This is a genomic window from Tamilnaduibacter salinus (assembly GCF_003096655.1).
Taxonomy (GTDB): Bacteria; Pseudomonadota; Gammaproteobacteria; order Pseudomonadales; family Oleiphilaceae; genus Tamilnaduibacter; species Tamilnaduibacter salinus.
The window spans coordinates 1-22479 of sequence record NZ_QEKQ01000002.1; the positions used below are offsets into that span (position 1 = coordinate 1).

Here is a 22479-nt window from a genome sequence, read left to right on the forward strand (position 1 = left end):
AACAGGAAAAGCCCAGCCATAGGTTGGGGAACAATGAACGACACAAAAAGGCTGGGATGGGGGCTCTGGGGAGCGTTTTTCTACAGCCTCGTTAGCAGCTGTACCCACCCCTCCACGATCTTGCCTGATGAGTAAAAAAGGGATAATTTGTACTCATGGAAGAATTCGAGTTCGACGACGAAAAGAGCAGGGCCAATCTTGCAAAGCATGGAATTGACTTCGACACGGCCCAAGAGCTCTGGCAAGACCCTGATCTTCTGGAAATTCAGGCTAAGACAGAAGGCGAGCCGCGCTTTCTCATCATTGGCCGGGTAGGAGCAAAGCATTGGTCTGCTGTCGTTACCTATAGGGAAGGCCGAATCCGCCTGATCTCTGTCAGGCGGTCTCGCAAGAGAGAGGTGGAGCTGTATGAATGCTGAAGACTTCGACGAAAAGTTTGATGCGGATAAGCAAGATGTCGTTGACGACCTGGACCTTTCGACAGCACGTCGGGTGAACCAGGAACAGAAGCGTATCAATGTTGATTTTCCGTCCTGGGTTGTCGAGGCGTTGGATCGCGAAGCAGCGCGAATAGGTGTCACTAGACAGTCGATTATCAAGGTCTGGCTGGTTGAGCGCCTGGAAGCTGATGCTGCTAACAAGGCGCTTAACGGTGACGCCGCAAGCGGCGCACGTTGAGGCTGTAGAAAAAGTCCCGGAATCGCCGATCCGGCTCTGGTAGCATCGACCCATCGCTGGCTGACAAGGACCCGTCTTCCATCATGCCCCGTTTCAAGCCCTACAACTACGACCAGGACGCCATGGTCGTGATCAACTACCAGGACCAGATTCAGCCCGGCACCTTCGAGTACGCGGTGCATTACCTCATTTAGCACAAGCTGGATTTGTCGGTCTTCCATCCCCGGTATCGCAACGAGGACACCGGACGGCAGGCCTACAATCCTGCTCAAGATCATCCGGTTCGCCGACTAAAAGGCAAGGGACGACAGGTGTCCTACACTGCGAGCACGAAACGCGGTCCGACCTACACCGACTGGATGAAGCAGCGCGTAGATAGCCAACAGGGCAAGTCTGTTTACAGCCCTCGAATGTCGGTGGTGGAGCCGGTGTTCGGCAACATCGGCACGATCAAGGGACTGAACCGGTTCAGCCATAGAGGGGAGAAAAAGAGCAGGGCCAGTGGCAGCTTTACTGCCTCGTCCACAATATCGAGAAACTGGCCAATTATGGGCGGATGGCGGCATAAGGCAGTGCTTCGGAATAGCTGCTCCAAGCGCTTTTATGGGGCGCATCAGGACCCGGCAGTGGTCGGTTAAACAAGAAAACAGGAAAAGACCCAGCCATGGGCTTGGGGCCAATCTACGAAATAAAAAGGCTATAACGGGGGCTCTTAGGAGCGTTTTTCTACAGCCTCGTTGGACGGCAAACTTTGACACAACACACAAAACCTAAAGAAGGAGGCAACTATGTGGGGCTGGAAACCTGTAGAACGAAACATTGAACCTAGCGTTACCCTGGAACAGGCACGCTCTATCATGAAAGAGGCCGGATTCGACGAGCACGTCACTAATCCTGACCACGTCATCTTTCGGCGCACCGGAACGCAACTCGCTGTTAAGGGTGAGAAGTTTCCGATTGAAGTCGCACTCGCCACATCAGAGGGAGGACTTTTCCTTCAGGTCCGTTACGACACTTTCGCGCTCTTTGATACCGGCGACCTTGCCAAACTGGCAGATGAGCTCGTCGCAAAGCTTGGATGATAGGGTATTACCACAAATGCCCAACAAACGGATGCAGCCAGACCTCGCTATCGCTCGGCTGCTGATCCGCCGCGTTTTAGGGTTGCGGAGGTTGGATCTAGATATGAACTACGAAGAGGCAGTGCGGAGCGTCTGGCGCCACGCCGAAGCCGCGCCGACTGATGAGGCGGAGCAGATGAAAGAGATCATCCGTTACGCCACGCTGGCTCCCTCCGGGCACAACACACAGTGCTGGCGGTTTCGGCTCGGGAATCGTTCCATTGCGATCCTGCCGGATTTGTCCCGGCGTACCCCAGTGGTTGACCCGGATGACCATCATCTTTTCGTGTCGCTGGGATGCGCTACCGAGAACCTCGTCCAAGCGGCAAGGGCATTCGGCTTGAAAGGCAATGCGGAATTCAGCCCCGAATCCGGTGGAGTAATAACGGTCGGGCTGGAACAATCGAAGGCGGAAGAATCGCCTCTGTTCAAAGCAATTCCCCGTCGGCAATGCACACGAACCGACTTTGATGGTAAACCGCTTGCTCCCGAAGAACTGCGACTGCTCGAAGCGGCGGGAACCGGGAATGGCGTTGCGGTCATTCTGCTGACCGAACGCGAAGCCATGGAAAAAGTTCTTGAATATGTGGTTGAGGGCAACACGTTGCAGACCAACAACCCGGCTTTTGTGAATGAGCTGGAGAGTTGGATTCGCTTCAGTGATGGCGAAGCGATCCGATCCGGGGATGGGTTGGCGGCCCGATCGACCGGAAACCCCCCGGCTCCGCGCTGGCTGGGGAGGCTACTATTTCGCACTTTCTTTCGTGCGAAACCGGAGAATGACAAGAATGCCCGTCACATCCGTAGTTCGGCGGGAATCGCAGTGTTTGTCTCGGATGTCGATGATAGAAATCACTGGGTTGAGGCAGGCCGCTGTTATGAGCGCTTTGCGCTACAAGCGACAGCGCTGGGAATTCGGAACGCCTTTGTGAATCAGCCTGTCGAGGAGTCCGGGCTTCGCCCCGAATTCGCCAAGGCCCTGGGGCTGGGTGACCGGAGACCCGATCTCGTCGTACGCTTTGGCCGGGGAAAGGAAATGCCGAGATCGTTGCGGCGTCCAGTGGAGTCGGTATTGGTTTGAAAAACAACAATGGCGTTAACAGGCATGATAAGGACATGGAGGCATTAGTTGCTTGCTCCGGACGAAGCAGAGAAAGCCTCAGAAGCTATTTTAGAGCCCAGCCGCGAGCGGCTTGCCAAGAAGCAGCGAAAAAGGCTTAGATGGTCGGTACGTTTTCAGAAATTCCGAGTAGCGCTTCTAGGTTTCATCGTTGGTGGCCTGCTGGGAGATTACTTTTTTGGGGATCTGTATCCCTGGAATGTGGTGGGGCTGGCTATAGGTCTCTTCGTTGCAGCAATACTCCGGCGCTTTCCCGTGCCTGTTAACAAGTAGCTCCAGTACGTTCCGGCCCTACGGGCCTCCACCGGACGTGCTAAAGCGCGCCGCTGAGCAAGTCGTTAGTGGTCTGTGGCTCCGGGCCTTTCGTTGGCTGTGTGCCAGGGCCTCGGCGGAAAGTTGGCAGAAAACCGGAAATGTCGGTGCTCGGCCAACGCCGTCAGCATCGGAGAGCGAATTGGTAGCTCAGTCGAGTTCTGTTCCGGTTGGAGAAGTTGGTGCCAGGGTCGTGGGGCTGTCCGGCGCAAGCCAGTTGCAGATCCGCTACCCTTGAGTTCAGGTTCCTTCGTCACCGTGCTTTAAGCTGCCCGTTATAGCTGCCGTTATGTAAATTGACACCCGATACGTAACGGGTTACATTTCCGAAATGATTCGAAGTTTTAAGCACAAAGGGCTGGCCAAATTTTTTAAGACGGGCAGCACTGCAGGTATTCAGCCAGCTCATGCAAAAAGGCTTCGGCTCATTCTCGGTAGGCTGAATGCGGCGTCAGACGTCAGCGATATGGATTTGCCAGGTCTGCGACGACACCAACTTTCGGGGAGTCGCTCCGGAATTTGGTCAGTAACGGTCAGCGGTAACTGGCGAGTGACGTTCAGGTTTGAGGATGGAGATGCCGAGATAGTGAATTACGAAGATTACCACTGAGGTACGGCCAATGTTGATGCATAACCCTCCCCATCCCGGCGAAGTATTGCGAGAATTATGTCTGGAGCCCCTTGGCTTGTCGGTAACGGCTGCAGCGGAGGCTTTGGGCGTAAGCCGTAAAACGCTTAGTGCGGTCTTGAACGGCAATGCTGGTATTAGTCCCGAGATGGCAATCCGATTGTCTATCGCATTTGATACGTCAGCAGAAAGTTGGCTCAACCAACAGTCCCAGTATGAACTCTGGCATGCCGAGCAGCATCGTAAGGAGCTCAAGGTCAAGAAGCTTGGTGCCGCCTAAAAGTAGATAAAACCGGGACAGATCTATTTATTGAAAAGTAACTGTCGCGACCGGTCAGCCGTATCCGGGCTGGTCTGGAGGTCAGGGACTACGCACCCAGTAGGCTCTGTGCAACCTGACCCGCCAGCCCCACTCAACGGCGGATTCCTCGCACAATCAGGTAATCGCGCGGTACGGTCACACCGAGTTCGTCCTCGAACTGCTCATGGAATGCCACGAAATCGGACTCAAACTGGTCGCGTCGTTTGGCATCCAGTTTCCCGGCCAGTGTTTGGACGGGGCCGTAGCCCTCAACAAAGGTGCGCCACGCGGCCAGGGCATCGGGTTCGCGGTAATAGGACGTGCCCCGTTCAAAGGCCAGTTCGAAGGCATCTCCCAGCAATACCTTTAACCGGTCGGTATCTCCCCACGCGAAGGGAGACGGTGGCGGTTCGCCTTCGGGCGTTGGCATGTATTGCTTGATGACCTTGAACATCTCGAAGACCTTGCCGTCCGGTGTCCAGACGGCCAGGACCAGCCGACCGCCCGGGCGCACGACGCGGGCCATTTCGGCGGCGGCGTCCTCGGGGCGCTGCGTAAACATGACCCCGAACGTCGAGATGAGGGCATCGAATTCCCCATCGTCAAAGGGCAGTGCCTCGGCGTCGCCATCCACAAAAGGAATGGGCAGTTGGCGTGCGCCGGCCAGATCACGGGCGGCCGATAGCATGTCCGGTGCAAAATCGGCCCCGGTTACATCATAGCCACGTTCGGCGAGTCGGCGTGCGGTCCAGCCGGTTCCCGTCGCCAGGTCGAGAATGCGCATCGGTTGGCTTGGCTCCAACCGATTGATGGCGTGTTCGATGGCATCGAGGATGCCACGGCTGACTTCATCGTAGGCGGCGCCACCGCTTGACCAGACGGCCGACGGGCCCTGGTTATGGGGGCGTAGGGAGTGTTGCGCTGTGTCTTGTGCCGTTGTCATGAGAAACCTCCGCATGAGTTGCTCAGCGTCAGTGGATGTCTGACGGGCCTCAGCCCGCCACGATTCATCATCGCAAGCGGGATGTCGGCGCAACCAGTTCAGAAACTGAACCGCGCGACGTGGAAAATGCGGTGCCTGAATGGCAGGATTCAGGGAGGGCGAAGGCTGCTTAGCGGCAATGGCTGGGAGCAACGCCTACCCGGAAGGGACAACGGGGCCACAAGGAGGGAAGGGTATGGCGGGCTTTTCCGGTTATGGCCAGTTCTGCCCGGTTGCCAAGGCATCGGAGATTCTGGCAAAACGCTGGACGCCGTTGGTCGTGCGCGAGCTGACCAGTGGGTCAACGGGCTTCAACGAGATTCATCGCGGTGTCCCGCTGATGTCTCGCCCGTTATTGGCTCAGCGCCTGCGGGAGCTTGCCGAAGAAGGCGTGGTCACCCGGAGCGCCGCCGGCGTCTATGAACTGACCGACGCTGGCCATGCGCTGGAGCCGGTGATTCGGGCCATGGGCCTGTGGGGCCAGCGTTGGGTGGAAAGTGAGGCCAACGGCCCCGACTGGGATGCCGGCGTGTTGATGTGGGACATGCGCCGTCGGATCGATACCGATGCGCTGCCGTCGGGCCGCACGGTGCTGCAGTTCGATTTTCAGGACGCACCGGACGAGATGCGCTGGTGGTGGTTGCTGATCGAAGGCCAGAACGTGGATCTGTGCGTCTCCGATCCCGGCCACGAGGTGGACCTCTACCTCATCACGCAAGTGCGGATACTGGGGCCGATCTGGATTGGTCAGCGAGCGCTGGCGCCAGCCATCGAGCGGGGCGACGTTCGCCTGCACGGTCGCGTGGATGTGTCGCGCTCGATTCATCAGTGGATGATGCTGTCGGCGCTTGCCGAAGCCTCTGGCGTGACCCACGACCAATAGCCACGCTGGCACGCCCCGCGAAGCGGCTCGATAAGGGCCTCGTGGTTTGCGAACTAGGCACCGGAATCTTGTCCTATGGAGACGAAACAGGCTTAATCTGCCAGCAACGCTACAGAAGAAGGAAGTCAGTCGATTTGCGCCGTCACGAATTCATTGAAGAGTCCCGGAAACAGTGGAGTTCGGAATCGGCATTCGTTGCCTCCATGGCGGCCGCCGCCGTCGGCCTGGGGAACCTGTGGCGCTTTCCCTACATCATGGGCGAAAACGGCGGTGGCGCGTTTGTGGTGGCCTATCTGACCGCGCTCATCGTGGTGGTGATGCCGATCATGATTCTGGAGGTCGCCGCTGGTCGATTGTCAGAGGGCAGCACGGTCGGCACCTATCGCCAGGTGGGCCGCTTTGGCACCTTCTACGGCTGGTTTGTGGTGCTGGTGACGGTGGCGATCACCAGCTATTACCTGGTGATCACGGGGTGGACGCTGGGGTACGCGGTGGACTCGGTACGGGGTGAGCTGCGTGTCTTCGACGAGTTTACGAGCGGCTATAACTCGCTCTGGTTCTTCATCGCGACGACGGTGCTTGCTGCGATTGTTCTGGCGCGCGATGTTACGGCGATTGAGACGCTGTCCAAGCTGCTGATGCCGGCGCTGGTGGCGGTGGTGCTCTTTCTGGTGTTTCAGGCATCCCAGACGCCGGGGTGGGGCGAGGCGAAGGACTTTTTCTTTCAGGTGGACTGGTCGCGTCTGTGGAGCGGCCAGCTCTGGGGATTCGCGTTCGGCCAGGCGTTTTACACACTGGCCATTGGCCAGGGCTATCTGGTCACCTACGGCAGTTTCATTCCCCGGAAAACCCATCTGCCCCGCGCCTGCCTGACCGTTGCCGGTGTGGAAACCAGTATCGCGCTTCTCGCCGGCTGGATGATCTTCCCCTTTGTGTTCAGTTTTGGCCTGGAGCCGGGGCAGGGCTCGGCGCTGGCCTTCGAGACGCTGCCCCGGGTCTTCGATCAGCTTCCGGGCGGCGGCTGGCTGGCAGCCCTGTTTTTCGGCCTGTTCTTTGCCGCGGCCTTTACCTCATCACTGGCTGGTCTGAAAGTCGTGACTGCCGCGGTGGCAGAGGAATTCCGGCTGCGTAATGGCACGGCCGTGGCCATTGTGACCGGCGTGATGCTGGTGCTGGGAACGGCATCGGCGCTGAGCTTCACACCCCTGGAATGGCGAATTGCGGGCGAGCCGGTACTGGACGTGATCGACCGTGTGGCCGGTGGTGATGTCATCATTTTCTCAGGGGTGACGGGCGCGGCGTTACTGTGTTGGTTCATTCCGCCACACCGGATTCGAACGGTCCTCGGCACGGCCAATCGGTGGTGGGAGTGGCGGGTGTACCTGGTGGGTCGGTACCTGCCGGTGCTGGTGGTGGTGTGGGCGTTGATCGTCTTCGCCCGAAACCAGATATAGTGGCCGGTGTGATCCGAAACCTCAGCTTGCCGGAGTCAGTGACCCTGCATCCGGAAACGGCAGTCCATTGGTAAAGAGCTGATGACTTAAACGCGGCATCTACGTTGACAGACACTGTTCGGGAGCAGTTACCGGAGTGTGGCAGCGACGGGTGGTTGGTATGCTCTGTTGAAACCCCTGACGTGGAAGGCACGACCATGAGCACACCATCGAGCCGTACCCGAGAGGCGGAAACCGTCGCCGACGATCCACGCTGGGCCGCGGTGCGGACCCGCGACCCGGAGGCCCTATGTGTCAACGTATTTGTCGCCTGAATACTTCAGAGGACAATCATGCTCCATTACTCCCCGGAACGTAAGGAAGCCATTCTCAAGAAGATGGCGCCGCCTCACAGTCTCACTGTCGACCTGGTGTTCGGTTCCAACTCCATTCTGCGTGCCTATGCGGAAGTCTACTCACAGGACGACAACGAGGAGAAGTTCGTTCACGACTTCGTGAGGGACTGAATCAAGATGATGAACGCAGATAGATTCGATATCAGCTGATAATCGCCCAATGAGGGCGGGCAAGGATTGGAGCGCCCGCCCTCGATAACGCCAAAGCAGCGATGGCGTTTCAGCCTATCGTTCTAGAACTTAAAAACAACCTTCACGTTTCCATCGACATGTTTCTCGTCCACATATCCGATTGTATTGGGATTATCGGATACGAGCTCCTTGACAGCCGCCGCATCGGAAACCGACTTCGGCGGGCTCCCCTTGCCGGTAAACATCTTTTCAGACCAGAAGGACTTCAGTTGGCTGGGACTTTTACCGAGTACGCTCTCTGAGAAACCCTTCCGTATATCGCTACCCTCAGCCTGATCGACGGGAATAGCCTCGCTACCATCTGGAAACGAGCTTGCCTTGCCGAGAAAGATGGCAGCCACCTGATCTTGGTTCAGTTTCGCCGAGTTGGATGGGTGAACAATGACCGCATTTTCAGCCAATGCACTGACACTGAAAAGCAGCAGAGTCGACGTCAAAAAGGCGAATCCGAGTTGTTTCACGTGACCTCTCATAGCTAACTCTCCTTAAAAAACCGTGTCTATCGTGAAGGCGACAAGACGCCCTTCATTGCTCACGCTGTCGTCGAGAACATCCTCTTCCTCAGTCTGGGTAACGTCGAGCTTGAAAGCAGTCCCGGGCGCGAAATCGTAACGCACCCCGACCGTGACGGCGCTATTGTCATTACTCGCAACCAACTGTTGCGCGGCTCCCTGCACCACAGCAGGTTGGCCATCCACAAATGAGAGATCTGGATCATCTGTTTGCTCTTCATAGGTCACATGAAGGGTAAAATCACTGATTCGCCGGCCGATTGTCGCGTACCAGCCCTCATCCTCGGAAGTGGTTGATTGCTCATCCACCAGCAGCTCTGTGTACTCTGAGATAAAGAGCCAGTTGGCATAATCGATTTCTGCCGCAACGCCCCAGAACTCACCGACCTCGTCTTCCGCCCTCAACACTTCTGCAACATCATTAGGCAATCCGCTTAACACGGTAGTCAATGCGGCAGGCGATGCAACATCAAAATCTGCGCGATTGTACGATGCCCTGAAGGTCAGCCAGTCTCGGTCGAGGGTGAGATTCACACCCGTAAACTTGGTCAGGTCAAGGTCCACTTCTTCGCCCAGCAACACGGTTTCATCCTGAAGCCGGCCATAGTAGGCCTGTACCGTCGCATTCCACCCTGCGACCCGGGTGTTATAAACGGCGTCAACACCCTCTACCGTGTCAAAAATGAATCGATAGACCTGCCTTGGAGGAGCGACCCAGGGGTAGGCGTAACCGACATCAAGAGAATCCGAGTATCGAAAGAACGGAGACCGCAGTCGTCCTACCCTGAGGTCAAGGTTCCGATTCGCTTCATAAGTCAGATAAGCCCACTCGGCCTCCATGTTGTAGTCATCGTTTCCGGATGCCAGTAACTGGCCTGTCACCGTTACATCCTTGTTAACCTCTGCAGTAGCCTGTAGGGCAATCTTCGTAACAGGCTTCATTGTGAAGTTGTCATCAAACCCCTGGTAACTTTCTGAGGCAGCGCTGTCATCGGCTTCAAACTGACCACCACCAAAGGAAGCAAACCCGTTTAAACGCAAATCCCCAGCCTGCGTGTTGGCGCAAACCAAAAGCGCTGAGGTAAGTGCTATCGATTTCCTGTTAATTGGGACCATCTTCCACTCCTCATTCGTTGATTGTTGTCACAACTCACTCCCCAACCCTCCTGGCAAAAAACACGTCGGATCAGACTCTGAATTGGCCCGCAACAGCTTTTAGTTCCCGAGCCAGTACATCCAGCCGTTCCGAAACTCCTTTTAGCTCATCCGAGTCAGTCGCACCCTCTTTAGTTTGCTCGCGAATCTGATTAACCTGGTTGACCATATCGCGCGACAGTGACTCCTGCTGTTCGGTTGCCGTCGCAATCTGCTGGTTCATGCTGGTTATCGTATCCACCAACCCCGTAATCGATTGAAGTGTCTCTCCGGCGTGGCCAACCTTGTCGACATTGCTCTGAACAACCTCGGTACTGTTCTGCATGTCCGCTACAGCCCTCTGGGCCACCTCCTGGAGATTCTTCAGGGTTTCAGTGATCTCTTCGGTTGAGTCCTGGGTTCTGGACGCAAGTGCCCTCACTTCATCAGCGACAACAGCAAAGCCGCGCCCCTGCTCACCGGCGCGGGCGGCTTCAATCGCAGCATTCAACGCAAGGAGGTTGGTCTGCTCTGCAATGCCTTTAATCACATCCAGAACGCCACTGACCTTATCAGTGTGCTGCTGAACGTTGCCGACAACCTCGGCCGCCTCACCCAGTCTTTGCGACAGGGAGTTGATTCCAGATACTGTCTCGCCAACGACGCGATTACCCTGCTCCGCGTGCTGATTGGCGTTACTTGCCGCGTTTGCTGCCTCGGCGGCGCTCTCTGCAATCTCGGCGACACTACGGCTCATCTCCTCCATCGCTTGCTGGGACTGAGCCGCATATTCATCCTGCTGGCCGAGGCTTTTCTGCATACGCCCGGACAGGTTATGAACCGTCTCAGATAGTTCCGCAAGCGGTACAGCCGACTCAACGAGCTGCCGGATAACCTGCTGTAACTTCTCTACAAAACTGTTGAACCAATACACGAGATCACCAACTTCATCCTGCGAGTTGGTGCTGATTCGAATGGTCAGGTCGCCGTCGGTTTGCGCCATGGTTCTCAGCCGGTCGACCACTTCATCCATGCTCTTGCTGATGACACGGCTTATTGGAATAGCGACCGCGAGCAACGCGCCCAGGGTGACCACCGCCGCCAGGATGCCAACATTGGCAATGTTTGCCGCTTCCTGGTTGGCATTATCGAAGGCTGCCTTGAATTTACCCCTCTGATCCTCATAAAAACCGTCGAGCCTTGTGTCCAGTTGCTTGATCATGGACGACATCTTATCGGCGCGTTCCCCAACTTTTGAAAAGTCGGCACTCCCTTCCACCATATCCTTGGATAAAGAGGAGGCGAGCGAATAATACGCGTCGAAGTCTTTCAATATGTCCTCGATCTCACGACGAGTGGCATCATCCTGAACATTCACGTCCTTAAAATCAGAGCGGAATGCCTCAGCGAGAGTGTTTGCTTGTGTCAGCTTTTCAGCCTCTCCCGCAGAAACCGCGCTGCTCAGCGTGTTCTTGATCTTATCCAGCCGAACGCGATTCGATTCCGCCGTCAGCATCAGAGGAAACTGCTGGTCTTGCGCAACGTCCAACTTCTCAACAGCATCATTGACCGCCATGACACTGAACATCACATAAAATATGAACCCGGCAGCGCCAACCAACGGGATCAGCAGTATCTTGCGCGTAATGGATAGTTTTCTGATCAAGAAACCATACTCCTAAATCACGGTCCGGCACTAAAGGCGGACGGGCTACACTGACTTAATCGTCATAAAAAACTTTGAAAAACTAACCTTAACTTGAGATTAGCTTCGGCTTTTTGTACGTCAAGCCGCTTTCAGGTCTAGAGTATCGGGGGTTTGCCAGACCGTGCTCATCGTGGTGATGCCGATCATGATTCTGGAGGTCGCCGCTGGTCGGTTGTCCGAAGGAAGCACGGTGGCCACCTATCGTCAGGTGGGCCGCTTTGGCACCTTCTATGGCTGGTTTTTGGTGCTGGTGACGGTGGCGGTCACCAGCTATTTTCCGCCACACCGGATTCGAACGGTTCTCGGCACCGCCAATCGGTGGTGGGAGTGGCGGGTGTATCTGGTGGGCCGGTACCTGCCGGTGCTGGTGGTGGTGTGGGCGTTGATTGTCTTTGCCCGAAACCAGATATAGTGGCCGGTGTGATCCGAAACCTCAGCTTGCCGGAGTCAGTGACCCTGCATCCGGAAACGGCAGTCCATCGGTAAAGAGCTGATGACTTAAACGCGACATCCACGTTGATAGACACTGTTTGGGAGCAGTTACCGGAGTGTGGCAGCGAGGGGCGGTTGGTATGCTCTGTTGAAACCCCTGAGGTGGAAGGTACGACCATGAGCACACCATCGAGCAGCACCCGAGAGGCGGAAACCGTCGCCGACGATCCACGCTGGGCCGCCGTACTGACCCGCGACCCGGAGGCCGACGGCCGTTTCTTCTATGCGGTCATCACCACCGGTGTGTACTGCCGGCCGTCGTGCCCGACACGACCGGCCAGGCCGGAGAATGTGCGTTTTCACGCCACCCGTGAGAGTGCCGAGCAGGCGGGCTTTCGCCCCTGTCAGCGCTGTCGTCCGGATGCGCCGTCGCTTGCGGAGCGGCGGGCGTCGGCGGTCGCCGCGGCGTGTCGGGCCATCGAAGCGTCGGACACCATGCCCGGCGTCAGTGCGCTCGCGCGGGAGGCTGGCATGAGCAGCTCGCACTTTCATCGTGTTTTCCGCGAGGTTACCGGCCTGACCCCGAGGCAATACGGCGCCGCCCACCGCGACCGCCGGCTTCGGGAAGTGCTCCGGCGCGCGGGGAGTATCACGGACGCCATTTTCGACTCCGGCTTCAACGCGGTCAGCCGGTTCTATGAGCGCGCCGATCAGGCCCTGGGGATGGCGCCGAAGAGCTACCGCGATGGTGGCGCCAACGAAACCATACGCTTCGCCGTGGGCGAATGCTCGCTCGGGGCCATCCTGGTGGCGTCCAGCGAGCGTGGCGTCTGTGCGATTCTGCTGGGGGACGACCCGGATGCCCTGGCGCGGGAGCTTCAGGACCAGTTCCCCAACGCCACACTGACCGGCGGCGACGCGGCCTTCGAGTCTCAGGTGGCGGCGGTGGTGGGATTTGTCGATTCGCCCCAGATCGGGCTCGATCTGCCGCTCGACATACGCGGTACGGCCTTCCAGCAGCGGGTCTGGCAGGCCCTGCGCCGCATTCCCGCCGGGGAGACGGCGAGTTACAGCGAGATCGCGCAGCGCATCGGTTCGCCAAAGTCCGTGCGGGCCGTCGCCCGGGCCTGTGCCAGCAACCGCCTGGCGGTGGCGATCCCCTGCCATCGTGTGGTGCGCAAGGATGCCGGGCTCTCCGGTTACCGTTGGGGTGTCGAGCGGAAGCGTGCGTTGCTCGAACGGGAAGCGCGATCCACCCAATAGGCCAGGATGGTCACATCGAAAGGGGTGTCACCCGGACCTTGTCGCGCAGCCGGTCCACTGTTTTTTGGTCGAATAACTCCGTTCCCGGCTGCATGACCGTCGCGGCACTGCACGCCATGCCCTCACGCAGGGCGTCTTCGTCGGAAGCGCCCTGTGCGATTCGTCCCGCCAAACCGGCCACCATGGAGTCACCCGCACCGACGGTGGAGACAACCGGCACCGACGGCGCATCGCCTTTCAGGACGCCGGAGGCGGTGACCAGCAACGCGCCTTCGGCTCCCATGGAGACACAGACCTTGCCCACGCCGCATTCGAGCAGCCGACGGGCTTCCCGGACGACATCGGATTGACGGGGCAGCGATTGGCCCGCGAGCACCTCCAGCTCGTACCGGTTAGGTTTGATGAGGAAGGGGCCGGCATCGATCGCGTGTCGCAGTGGCTTGTCATGGGAGTCGATCACCGCAAGGCCTCCGGCGGCATGAATCCGGCGCACGACGTCGGCGAAGAGATCCTGTGGCAGGTCCCTTTGCAGAGAGCCGCACAGGATGCCGAGCCCGCCCTGACAGTGGGTCAGGAATGGCTCGAGCAATCGCTCCCGTTGGTCCGCCGCAACGTGGGGACCGACGCCGCTGACCTCGTACTGGGCGCCCGAGACGCTCTCGAGGATGGCGCTGTTGATCCGTGTTTCACCGTCGACTTCCTGATAGGTGACGTCACCCAGCTCCGTGTCGAGCTGCTGTTTCAGGGCGCGCCCGATGCCGCCGGCGATCACACAGAATGTCCGGGCGTCCACGGCCAGTCGTTTGAGGCCGCGACTGACGTTGATGCCACTTCCGCCGGGGTCGAAGCGCGAACGGTGGGCGCGGACTTTCTGGTCGGCGATCAGTTGGGGGATGTCATAGGTGACATCCACTGCCGGGTTCAGGCTCAACACGGCGACGGGGTGGTGCGCGAGCGCATCGGCCATCAAAGACTCCTCGGGACAGACGGCGAACAGCCAGGGTATACCTTGGTCATATTATCGGGGCGGGCGGATTCGACCAAGCGCCATGCCGCGGGCGCTTGGTTTTCAGGGAGACTCTGGCGAATCCCGCGGAGATCAGCGAGGATGTGGCGGAGCCGCTGTGAGATCCGAACGGACGCAATGATGCCTCTGCTGAACGCCCATACCGACATCACTGAACAGGCGCTGAACGCCATCGCCCATATGCCGACCCGGAGTCTGCCCGTCCTGATGGATGATGACTTCGCCGGCCGCCTCACCGACGCGGAGGTCATGCGCATTGCCGTGCTGCTGGCCCGCAAGAGCTATGACGAGGGCGGCTGCCCGATTGGCGCGGTGATCGTGGACAATGCCACCCGGCGGATTGTTGGGAAAGGGCACAACACGCTGGTGCAGGAGAGCCACCCCTACAATCATGGCGAAACGTCAGCGATTCGTGATGCCGGCCGGATTGATTTCAGCGCCACCACGCTCTACACCAGCCTCAGCCCCTGCGATGTCTGCGCCACACTGCTTTACATGCGCGGGTTCAGCCGGGTCGTGGTCGGGGACGTGACCACCGCCTCGGGTAATGAGGCCCTGCTGCGGGAGAAGGGCGTTGCGGTGGACATTCTGGAAGATCCGACGGGTATTGATCTTTACGCCCGCTTCCGCTTGGAGAAGCCGGATCAGGACCTGGAGGACTGGAAGGGTCTGAGCGCGCTTTAACGACCGGGATGTCGTTGAGGGGCGGATGCTGGACATGTTGGCGTTCCGAATGGTACTGGGTTCATTCTGATCTTCCTGGCGCTGTTCTGAGCCATCATCGCCGCGATTGAAGCCGCGCGCCGTGGCTGAGCGATTAACGAGTGGGACCGGACTCAAGGAGCGCGGCGAGTCGCTCCAGGCCGAGCCGGACGTTGTCGTCACAGTACCAGTGGAGTGGCAAGCAACAGCATCAGCCCCATGCCGATGATGTTCGTTGTCTATGAATGAAAGCGCCCGGTCGCGGTGTGAGTATGGTCACTATGGCAACAGCGGCCCCGATCAGTCGCTCAGCGGCGGCAGTGCCAGAATCTCCTCCCGAGCCGTCTGCTTTTCCGCCCGGATTTGATCCATCAGCCAGCTCAGGTTTTTTTGCTGGTCCGGCGTTGATCGCTGTCTCGCGATGTTGTCCAGCAGGACCATCTGTACGTGTCGATCCTGAAAGCGCCCCAGCAGTTTCTGGCGGGCCTTGAGGTGCTTGATGGCGCCCGCCAGGTGGTCCGGGTCCATCTCAATGAGGTATCGGACACGCTTGAGCGCCTTGCGGACCCGGTGGAATTCATCGTCCGGGGCGTCGTGGGTGAGGCGGTTCAGAAGACGATCATGCCGCGCCGTCTGTTTTTCGAGTGTTTTGCGGATGGACTTCGGCTTGAGATCCTTTGTCAGTCGCTTGATGGCGCCGTCCTGAATCAGACGATGCCAGCGGTTCATGTCGTGTGCGAAGTCCTCGCCGTCCAGCTGCTTCACAAGCTGTTGATGCGCCGCCTGTTGCTCTCTCGAAAACGATGATTGCAGACCGAGGTCGTCGATCACCTCCCGGCGCGCCGGATCCCCCCGCCACTCCGCCAGTGTCCCGAGGAAGACATCAAGATCCCGGAGATGGCTGGTGTTCCGGGCCTGGCGTTTGAGTCCCTTGATCCCTTTCTTGAGGGACTTGTCCTTCTGGACCCGTTCCAGCGCCTCTGCGATCGCGCGGCTTTTGCGAAGGTTAACGCGGAACTGGTGCAGAAACTCCGGGTCATGACCGTGCCGCACCCCGCTTTGCAGTGCTGATATGAGCTCGGCCTGATGCGCCAGCATGGCCGGAATGCGCTTGCGCAGACCGAGCCCATTCAGGTCCGGTGCCGCGGGTGCTTTGCGCCGGAACAGCTTATAGCTGAGCTGCTCTGGCAGGAACCGGGCCGTGAGTTGCCCGGCCTGCCGGTTCACCTGACGCCAGGAAACGCCGGGCAGGGTGATTTGCAGCGCCGTTCCGGTGGGCAGCGTCTCCAGAGGGGCATCCAGCAGGCGGTTGGCGAGATCGAGCAGAGCGGGGTTGTGTCCGATGATCGTGACTGGAGACTGTTTGGGCCGGGACTGGAGCCACTGCATCAGATGGTCGTCATCGAAGGTGTAGAGCGTGTTGTCGGTCTCGAGCCGCAGTGGGCTGCCGGCAGGCAGCGCCTCGATGATGCCGGTCGCGGTCTCCTGAGCCCGTGCAGCGGGGCTGACGTAGAGGCTGCCCGCGAACGCACCGGCTTTTTTGAGGGCCGGGCCGAGTGCCAGCGCCTGCCGCCGTCCGCGTTTCTTGAGGGGACGTCGGTCGTCGGGGAGATCCGGCTGGTCCCAGCTTGATTTGCCGTGTCGGACCAGGAACAGGGTTTTCATACAGGGGGCCCTCTGGTTCTTCCGCTGATCGTCTGTGCGTACCATTGTCGACCGTGCCTGGGATACTCTGTCAATCGGACGTTCGGCCACAGTTACTGGCTTTTCTGTCCTGAATTCGCTACCGTTCGCGCGCACACGACAAGCCACGGCCTGATTGTCCGCCATGAAGATTTCCGATTTCCATTTTGAGCTGCCGGACGAGCTGATCGCCCGATACCCGCTGGCGCAGCGCAGTGCCTCCCGCCTGCTGTCGCTGGATGGTCCGTCCGGGTCGGTCACGCACCGTCATTTCGTCGATCTGCCGGAGCTGCTGGCCCCCGGGGATCTGCTGGTGTTCAACAACACGCGGGTGATACCGGCGCGTCTTTATGGCCACAAGGAGAGCGGCGGCCGGGTGGAAGTGCTGGTGGAGCGCCTGCTGGATGACGACGAACTGCTGGCCCACGTCGGCGCGTCCCGCCCACCCAAACCGGATCAGACGGTGGTGCTCGAAGATGGCACGGCACTGCGGATGGTGGACCGCAATGGGCCGCTGTTCCGCTTCAGCCGCACCACCGACGAGCCGCTATTGAGCCTGCTGGAGCGGGTGGGTCACATGCCGCTGCCGCCCTATGTGGACCGGCCCGACGAGGACACCGACCGGGAGCGTTACCAGACCGTTTATGCCCGGGAGTCCGGTGCCGTTGCCGCGCCGACGGCCGGCCTGCACTTTGACGATACGATCTTTCAGGCGCTGCATGATAAGGGTGTGGAAACCGCTGAGGTCACGCTTCACGTTGGCGCCGGCACCTTTCAGCCGGTGCGTGTTGAACGGGTCGAAGATCACGAGATGCACAGTGAGATTGCCGAGGTCCCAGAGGCAACGGCGGATGCCGTTGCGCGGACGCGACAGCGTGGTGGTCGTGTCGTGGCTGTGGGGACGACGTCCGTCCGATCACTGGAGTCGGCGACGGTGGATGGCGAGTTGCGCCCGTTCCGGGGCGAGACCGACATCTTCATCTATCCCGGCTACGCCTTCCGCTGCGTGGATGCGATGGTGACAAACTTCCACCTGCCGGAGTCTACTCTGATCATGCTGGTCAGTGCGTTTGCCGGCCGGGAGGCGGTGCTTGGCGCCTATGAGGAAGCGGTCCGGGAGCGCTATCGATTCTTCAGCTACGGCGATGCCATGTTCGTGACGGGCCAGGTACCAAGCCTCGGCGCCGGCAAGCAGACAGAAGAGGGGAGTGCCTCGTGAGAGACGACTGTGTGATGCAGTTTGAAAAACTGGCGAACGACGGCGAGGCGCGCCGGGGCCGGCTGACCTTCCCGCGCGGGACCGTGGAGACGCCCGCGTTCATGCCGGTGGGTACCTACGGCACGGTCAAGGGCATGCTGCCGCGAGACATTGAGGAGATCGGCGCCGAGATCATTCTGGGCAACACCTTTCACCTGATGCTCCGGCCCGGCACGGAAGTGATCCGGGGTCATGGCGACCTGCACGACTTTACCCAGTGGCAGGGCCCGATTCTCACGGATTCCGGTGGGTTTCAGGTCTTCAGCCTCGGTGAAATGACCAAAATCTCCGAAAAGGGCGTGCAGTTCCGCTCGCCGATTGATGGCTCGCCGGTGGAGCTGAACCCGGAGATTGCCATGCAGGTGCAGCGCGATCTCGGGTCGGACATTGTGATGATCTTCGATGAGTGCACCCCATACCCGGCAACGGAACAGCAGGCCCGTGAATCCATGGACCTGTCTCTGCGCTGGGCCGAGCGCTCGAAGCAGGCCCATGGCGACAATCCGTCGGCACTGTTTGGCATCGTTCAGGGCGGTATGTACGAGGGGCTCCGGGAGGCGTCCCTGAACGGACTGACCGATATCGGTTTTGACGGCTACGCCATTGGCGGGCTGTCGGTTGGCGAGCCCAAAGAGGACATGCAGCGCATCCTCACCCACATTGCTCCGAAACTGCCGGACGATCAGCCGCGGTACCTGATGGGTGTTGGCCGGCCGGAAGATATTGTCGAAGCGGTCCGGCGCGGCGTGGACATGTTTGATTGTGTGATGCCGACCCGCAACGCGCGAAACGGTCACCTGTTTACCACCGAAGGCGTGATCAAGATCCGCAACGCGAAGCATCGCCACGATACCGGGCCACTGGATACCGCGTGCGACTGTTACACCTGCCGGCATTTTTCCCGGGGCTATCTCCATCACCTTGATCGGTGTGGGGAAATGCTGGGTTCACAACTCAATACCATTCACAACCTGCGGCACTATCAGAGCCTCATGGCCGGATTGCGTGGGGCCATTGAAGCAGGTACATTGTCCGACTTCATTGAACGGTTCTACGAGCGGTGCGGGCAGACCGTTCCGCCGCTTTAACCCGATTGTAATGCCTGATCGGCGAACCTCTCTTTTCCAATAACGGAGTGAACGAATGAAAGCGCTTTCCACCCTTCTGTTGACCGCTCTGTCGCTGATGCCGGCAGCTGCCATGGCCCAGGACGCCAGTGGCCAGGGCATGGGCGTGATCGGCCAGATCATCTTCTTTGCCGGCTTTATCCTGATTTTCTACCTCCTGATCTGGCGTCCGCAGTCCAAGCGTGCCAAGGAACACAAAGCCCTGATGGCCGGTCTCAACAAGGGTGATGAAGTGGTGACCTCCGGCGGTGTGGCGGGCAAGATCACCAAGGTGACCGACGACTTCATCGTTCTGGAAGTGGCGGACAACGTCGAAATGACCGTACAGAAGGTCGCCGTGGCATCCGCACTGCCGAAAGGGACGCTGAAAGACATCTGATCCCGCCGGTCTGAGCGGCGCCGATTCCCGGCGCCCGCCGGACCGACGCCCGGACCGGGCCCCGATGATGGGGCTGGTCCGGGTGCCGTTCACCGGAAAGAAACGCAGGCCGGGGCCGCCCGGCGATAAGGCCATTCATGCTGAACAAGTTCCCGCTCTGGAAAAACCTCCTGATCCTGGTGGCGCTCATTGTCGGTTTTGTCTACGCGCTGCCGAACCTCTACCCGGACGACTACGCGCTCCAGATCACCGGCGCCCGGAGTTCCACCCAGGTGTCTGAATCCGTGCTGGACCGCGCCGTGTCCGTCCTTGAGGACAAGGGCATTGAAGTCAAGCAGTCCAGTCTCAACCCGCCCGATGCGCTGATCCGCGTCAACAGTGCCGAAGCCCAGCTCGAAGGGCGTCCGCTGTTGCAGAAAACGCTGGGCGAGCGCTATCTGGTGGCGCTGAACATGGCGGAAAGCACGCCGGACTGGCTGCGGTCCATTGGTGCCGGGCCCATGAAGCTGGGCCTGGATCTGCGCGGCGGTGTGCACTTCCTTCTGGAAGTGGACATGGACGAGGCGGTGGAAAAGCGCCTGAGTGTCTACGCCAGCGAGATCAAGCGCAAGCTGCGTGAGGAGCGTATCCGCTACCGGGGCGGTGACGTGACCGATGACGGCGACATCGTCATGGAATTCCGCAGCGAAAGCGCGCGGGAATCCGCGGCCGACCTGATGCAGGATGAGTACAACCAGTTCCGGCTTCGCGAGTCCGAAACCGACGACGGCGCTTTCCAGATGGAATTGCTGCTGTCGGACGTAGAAACGAAGAAGATTCAGGACTACGCGCTGGAGCAGAACCTGACCACGATCCGAAACCGGGTGAATGAGCTGGGCGTCGCCGAGCCGTTGGTTCAGCGCCAGGGGCAGGACCGGATCGTCGTTGAGCTGCCAGGGGTTCAGGATACGGCCCAGGCGAAGCGGGTACTGGGCGCCACGGCGAACCTGGAGTTCCGCCTGGAGGCGCGTCAGGACGCGTCGTCCGCTGAAACCCAGACCTTCCCGTTCCGTGACCAGCCCAACCGGACCGCGCGCCTGGAGCGTGAGATCATCGTGACCGGTGAAAATGTGGCCAACGCCCAGCAGGCGTTCGACCAGAACGGCCAGCCGCAGGTCAACATCACCATGGACGGCCCGGGCGGTGATCGCATGCTGCGTGCAACGCGCGACGCCGTCGGTCGCTCCATGGCCGTGCTGTTCATTCAGTATGACACCGAGGAGGTGGAGAAGCGGGTGGACGGTGAGCTGAAGATGGTCGAGGAGCGCACCGTCGACCGCAGCATCATCAGTCTCGCCACCATTCAGTCGGCACTGGGCAGCAACTTCCGCATCACCGGGCTGGACTCCACCGCCGAGGCCGCCGAACTGGCGCTGCTGCTGCGGGCCGGCTCGCTGGCGGCGCCGATGTACTTTGTTCAGGAGCGCACCATCGGTCCGAGCCTGGGGCAGAAGAACATTGATGCGGGCCTGATGTCCGTGACCGCCGGCTTCGTGCTGGTACTGCTCTACATGCTCGCTTACTACCGTTTCTTTGGCGTGGTGGCCAATGCCGCGTTGGCGCTCAACCTGATGCTGCTGGTGGCGGCGATGTCGATCCTCTCGGCAACGCTGACCCTGCCGGGGATCGCGGGTATCGTCCTGACCGTGGGTATGGCGGTGGATGCGAACGTGCTGATATTCGAACGCATCAAGGAGGAGATCCGGCAGGGCATGCCGCCCCAGAAGGCGATCCATGCCGGTTACTCGCGCGCCTTCGTGTCCATCGTTGACGCCAACATCACGACGTTGCTGGTGGCGGTGATCCTGTTTGCCATGGGTACCGGGCCGGTCAAGGGCTTCGCCGTCACGCTGTGTATCGGCATCCTGACGTCCATGTTCACGGCGCTGTTGGTCAGTCGCGCCATCGTCAACCTGACCTACGGCGGTCGCAATGTCTCCAAACTCGCGATCGGGGGGAAGCTCGCCCATGCGTGACAGCAACCGCGAACCCATTAATTTCATGAGCTTCCGGCGCGTGGCGTCGGTCATCTCGATTCTTGCCGTGGTGCTCTCGATCGTGGTACTGGGCATGCGGGGCCTCAATCTCGGCCTTGATTTCACCGGCGGAACCTCGGTGGAGTTCGCCTACGAACAGGCCCCGGATCTGGAGAATGTGCGACAGATTCTGGAGGACAAGGGCTACGAAGACTTTGTGGTCCAGAACTTCGGTGCGGAAACCGAAGTGCTGGTGCGTCTGCGGGAGGATCTGAACGACGACCTCGCCCGCGAGTTGACCGCCGATCTTCGCGACGCGGGCCAGCAGCTGGAGATGGTGCGTGCCGAGTTCGTGGGGTCCCAGGTGGGCGACGAACTGAAAGAGCAGAGTGGTCTGGGCATGCTGCTGGCGCTGTTCGTGGTGCTGGTTTATGTCGGTATGCGCTTCCAGTTCAAGTTCGGTATCGCCTCGGTGGTGCCGTTGGCGCACGATGTCATCATCGTTCTGGGTCTGTTCTCGCTGTTCCAGTGGAACTTTGATCTGAGCGTGCTGGCGGCGTTGCTGGCTGTGATCGGTTACTCGCTTAACGATACCATTGTGGTGGCTGACCGAATCCGTGAGAACTTCCGGAAGCTGCGCACAGGGTCCACCCAGGACGTGATCAACCAGTCCGTCACGGAAACCCTGAGCCGGACGTTGAACACCTCCGGGACGACGTTGGTGGTGCTGCTGTCGCTGTTCTTCCTGGGCGGCGAGGCGATCCACAATTTCTCGGTGGCATTGATCATCGGCGTGGTGGTGGGGACCTACTCCTCCATCTATGTGTCGGCGAACCTCGTGGTCTCGCTGGGCGTGACCCGGGAGGACATGCTGGTGCCGGCAAAAGAGAACGCCAAGGATCAGCCGGAAGAGGAAGAGAAGCCGGAGTGGCTGGACCGGATGTAATCAACGGTCTGGCCGCACCCCACAAAAAAGCCCCGGAGGTCGTTCCTTCGGGGCTTTTTTGATGGTATCGGTCTGTCGTCGATTGGCTTCGGTCGTTGGTTGGGCTGACGAAGGAAGCCCAACAATCCTTTCCCCGCTAAACGGTTATCCCCGTTGCCAGGCGTTGTTGGGCTTCCGTTGTCAGCCCAACCGACGGTAGCTGCCTGGTTCCGGGCGATCGCTCAAGC

The 22479-nt window shown here is 59.5% G+C and carries 23 protein-coding genes and 2 pseudogenes; 19 read left to right on the forward strand and 6 right to left on the reverse strand.

The window, feature by feature from the left end; all coding sequences use genetic code 11:
* The first annotated feature begins 155 nt into the window (after positions 1 to 155).
* The 8 genes and pseudogenes from C8D92_RS02620 to C8D92_RS02660 all read left to right on the forward strand — a co-directional run bounded on the left by C8D92_RS02620 (position 156) and on the right by C8D92_RS02660 (position 4139).
* Positions 156 to 419 carry a BrnT family toxin gene (locus C8D92_RS02620; RefSeq protein ID WP_116918349.1) on the forward strand — a complete coding sequence of 88 codons (264 nt, stop codon included), beginning with the start codon at positions 156 to 158 and terminating at the stop codon, positions 417 to 419.
* Positions 409 to 678: a type II toxin-antitoxin system BrnA family antitoxin gene (gene brnA / locus C8D92_RS02625; RefSeq protein ID WP_116918350.1), complete on the forward strand. Its 270-nt coding sequence runs from the start codon at positions 409 to 411 to the stop codon at positions 676 to 678. Before C8D92_RS02620 ends, brnA begins: the two co-directional genes overlap by 11 nt.
* An 83-nt stretch (positions 679 to 761) precedes the next feature.
* Positions 762 to 947, forward strand: a pseudogene (locus C8D92_RS16060) (transposase); the annotation flags it as partial.
* Positions 939 to 1246 (forward strand): annotated as a pseudogene (locus tag C8D92_RS02635) (transposase); the annotation flags it as partial. The pseudogenes C8D92_RS16060 and C8D92_RS02635, both read left to right, overlap by 9 nt.
* A 220-nt stretch (positions 1247 to 1466) precedes the next feature.
* Positions 1467 to 1760: a hypothetical protein gene (locus C8D92_RS02640; protein WP_116918351.1), complete on the forward strand. Its 294-nt coding sequence runs from the start codon at positions 1467 to 1469 to the stop codon at positions 1758 to 1760.
* Positions 1761 to 1776: 16 nt separating this feature from the next.
* Complete coding sequence (locus tag C8D92_RS02645) at positions 1777 to 2880, forward strand: Acg family FMN-binding oxidoreductase (RefSeq protein WP_207775105.1); 1104 nt, start codon at positions 1777 to 1779, stop codon at positions 2878 to 2880.
* A gap of 682 nt (positions 2881 to 3562) precedes the next feature.
* The gene (locus C8D92_RS02655) at positions 3563 to 3841 is read left to right on the forward strand and encodes a type II toxin-antitoxin system RelE/ParE family toxin (RefSeq protein ID WP_116918354.1); all 279 of its coding nucleotides are present in this window, start codon (positions 3563 to 3565) and stop codon (positions 3839 to 3841) included.
* 10 nt (positions 3842 to 3851) lie between these two features.
* Complete coding sequence (locus tag C8D92_RS02660) at positions 3852 to 4139, forward strand: HigA family addiction module antitoxin (RefSeq protein ID WP_095610730.1); 288 nt, start codon at positions 3852 to 3854, stop codon at positions 4137 to 4139.
* Between the two features lie 133 nt (positions 4140 to 4272).
* Here the strand turns inward: C8D92_RS02660 and C8D92_RS02665 are convergent, their stop codons facing one another.
* Entirely contained in the window at positions 4273 to 5103 is an 831-nt protein-coding gene (locus tag C8D92_RS02665) for a class I SAM-dependent methyltransferase (RefSeq protein ID WP_116918355.1), read from the reverse strand.
* 235 nt (positions 5104 to 5338) lie between these two features.
* Here C8D92_RS02665 and C8D92_RS02670 point away from each other — a divergent pair, with 235 nt between their 5' ends.
* The 3 genes from C8D92_RS02670 to C8D92_RS15635 all read left to right on the forward strand — a co-directional run bounded on the left by C8D92_RS02670 (position 5339) and on the right by C8D92_RS15635 (position 7985).
* Positions 5339 to 6025 (forward strand): winged helix-turn-helix transcriptional regulator, encoded by a 687-nt coding sequence (locus C8D92_RS02670; protein ID WP_116918356.1) that lies wholly within the window; start codon positions 5339 to 5341, stop codon positions 6023 to 6025.
* Positions 6026 to 6159: 134 nt separating this feature from the next.
* On the forward strand, positions 6160 to 7479 hold the full coding sequence (locus C8D92_RS02675) for a sodium-dependent transporter (protein WP_116918357.1): 1320 nt from the start codon (positions 6160 to 6162) through the stop codon (positions 7477 to 7479).
* 332 nt (positions 7480 to 7811) lie between these two features.
* On the forward strand, positions 7812 to 7985 hold the full coding sequence (locus tag C8D92_RS15635) for a hypothetical protein (protein WP_165819221.1): 174 nt from the start codon (positions 7812 to 7814) through the stop codon (positions 7983 to 7985).
* A 122-nt stretch (positions 7986 to 8107) separates the two neighbouring features.
* Here the strand turns inward: C8D92_RS15635 and C8D92_RS02680 are convergent, their stop codons facing one another.
* The 3 genes from C8D92_RS02680 to C8D92_RS02690 form a co-directional block, all read right to left on the reverse strand.
* A complete protein-coding gene (locus C8D92_RS02680) occupies positions 8108 to 8539 on the reverse strand; it encodes a type 2 periplasmic-binding domain-containing protein (RefSeq protein ID WP_243402333.1) in 432 nt (143 codons plus the stop codon).
* Positions 8540 to 8551: 12 nt separating this feature from the next.
* Positions 8552 to 9694 (reverse strand): porin, encoded by a 1143-nt coding sequence (locus C8D92_RS02685; protein ID WP_116918358.1) that lies wholly within the window; start codon positions 9692 to 9694, stop codon positions 8552 to 8554.
* Between the two features lie 70 nt (positions 9695 to 9764).
* A complete protein-coding gene (locus C8D92_RS02690; RefSeq protein ID WP_116918359.1) occupies positions 9765 to 11378 on the reverse strand; it encodes a methyl-accepting chemotaxis protein in 1614 nt (537 codons plus the stop codon).
* Between the two features lie 163 nt (positions 11379 to 11541).
* Between C8D92_RS02690 and C8D92_RS15745 the strand changes: the two genes are divergently transcribed.
* Positions 11542 to 11832 (forward strand): hypothetical protein, encoded by a 291-nt coding sequence (locus tag C8D92_RS15745; RefSeq protein ID WP_207775106.1) that lies wholly within the window; start codon positions 11542 to 11544, stop codon positions 11830 to 11832.
* Positions 11833 to 12029: 197 nt separating this feature from the next.
* Positions 12030 to 13115 carry a bifunctional DNA-binding transcriptional regulator/O6-methylguanine-DNA methyltransferase Ada gene (gene ada, locus C8D92_RS02700; RefSeq protein WP_116918360.1) on the forward strand — a complete coding sequence of 362 codons (1086 nt, stop codon included), beginning with the start codon at positions 12030 to 12032 and terminating at the stop codon, positions 13113 to 13115.
* A gap of 10 nt (positions 13116 to 13125) precedes the next feature.
* Here the strand turns inward: ada and C8D92_RS02705 are convergent, their stop codons facing one another.
* On the reverse strand, positions 13126 to 14082 hold the full coding sequence (locus tag C8D92_RS02705) for a 1-phosphofructokinase family hexose kinase (RefSeq protein ID WP_116918361.1): 957 nt from the start codon (positions 14080 to 14082) through the stop codon (positions 13126 to 13128).
* Positions 14083 to 14259: 177 nt separating this feature from the next.
* On the opposite strand from C8D92_RS02705, the gene C8D92_RS02710 reads away from it, so the two are divergent.
* Positions 14260 to 14826 (forward strand): nucleoside deaminase, encoded by a 567-nt coding sequence (locus C8D92_RS02710; protein ID WP_116918608.1) that lies wholly within the window; start codon positions 14260 to 14262, stop codon positions 14824 to 14826.
* Positions 14827 to 15144: 318 nt separating this feature from the next.
* On the opposite strand, the gene C8D92_RS02715 is transcribed toward C8D92_RS02710, so the two are convergent.
* Complete coding sequence (locus C8D92_RS02715; protein WP_165819222.1) at positions 15145 to 16509, reverse strand: CHAD domain-containing protein; 1365 nt, start codon at positions 16507 to 16509, stop codon at positions 15145 to 15147.
* A gap of 163 nt (positions 16510 to 16672) precedes the next feature.
* On the opposite strand from C8D92_RS02715, the gene queA reads away from it, so the two are divergent.
* The 5 genes from queA to secF all read left to right on the forward strand — a co-directional run bounded on the left by queA (position 16673) and on the right by secF (position 22252).
* Positions 16673 to 17746, forward strand: a complete 1074-nt coding sequence (gene queA / locus C8D92_RS02720; protein ID WP_116918363.1) for a tRNA preQ1(34) S-adenosylmethionine ribosyltransferase-isomerase QueA — start codon at positions 16673 to 16675, stop codon at positions 17744 to 17746.
* A gap of 14 nt (positions 17747 to 17760) precedes the next feature.
* The gene (gene tgt / locus C8D92_RS02725; protein ID WP_116918364.1) at positions 17761 to 18873 is read left to right on the forward strand and encodes a tRNA guanosine(34) transglycosylase Tgt; all 1113 of its coding nucleotides are present in this window, start codon (positions 17761 to 17763) and stop codon (positions 18871 to 18873) included.
* A gap of 112 nt (positions 18874 to 18985) precedes the next feature.
* Complete coding sequence (gene yajC / locus C8D92_RS02730; protein ID WP_243402363.1) at positions 18986 to 19291, forward strand: preprotein translocase subunit YajC; 306 nt, start codon at positions 18986 to 18988, stop codon at positions 19289 to 19291.
* A gap of 137 nt (positions 19292 to 19428) precedes the next feature.
* Positions 19429 to 21306: a protein translocase subunit SecD gene (gene secD / locus C8D92_RS02735; protein WP_116918365.1), complete on the forward strand. Its 1878-nt coding sequence runs from the start codon at positions 19429 to 19431 to the stop codon at positions 21304 to 21306.
* Positions 21299 to 22252: a protein translocase subunit SecF gene (gene secF / locus C8D92_RS02740; RefSeq protein WP_095610742.1), complete on the forward strand. Its 954-nt coding sequence runs from the start codon at positions 21299 to 21301 to the stop codon at positions 22250 to 22252. Before secD ends, secF begins: the two co-directional genes overlap by 8 nt.
* Positions 22253 to 22479 lie beyond the last annotated feature (227 nt).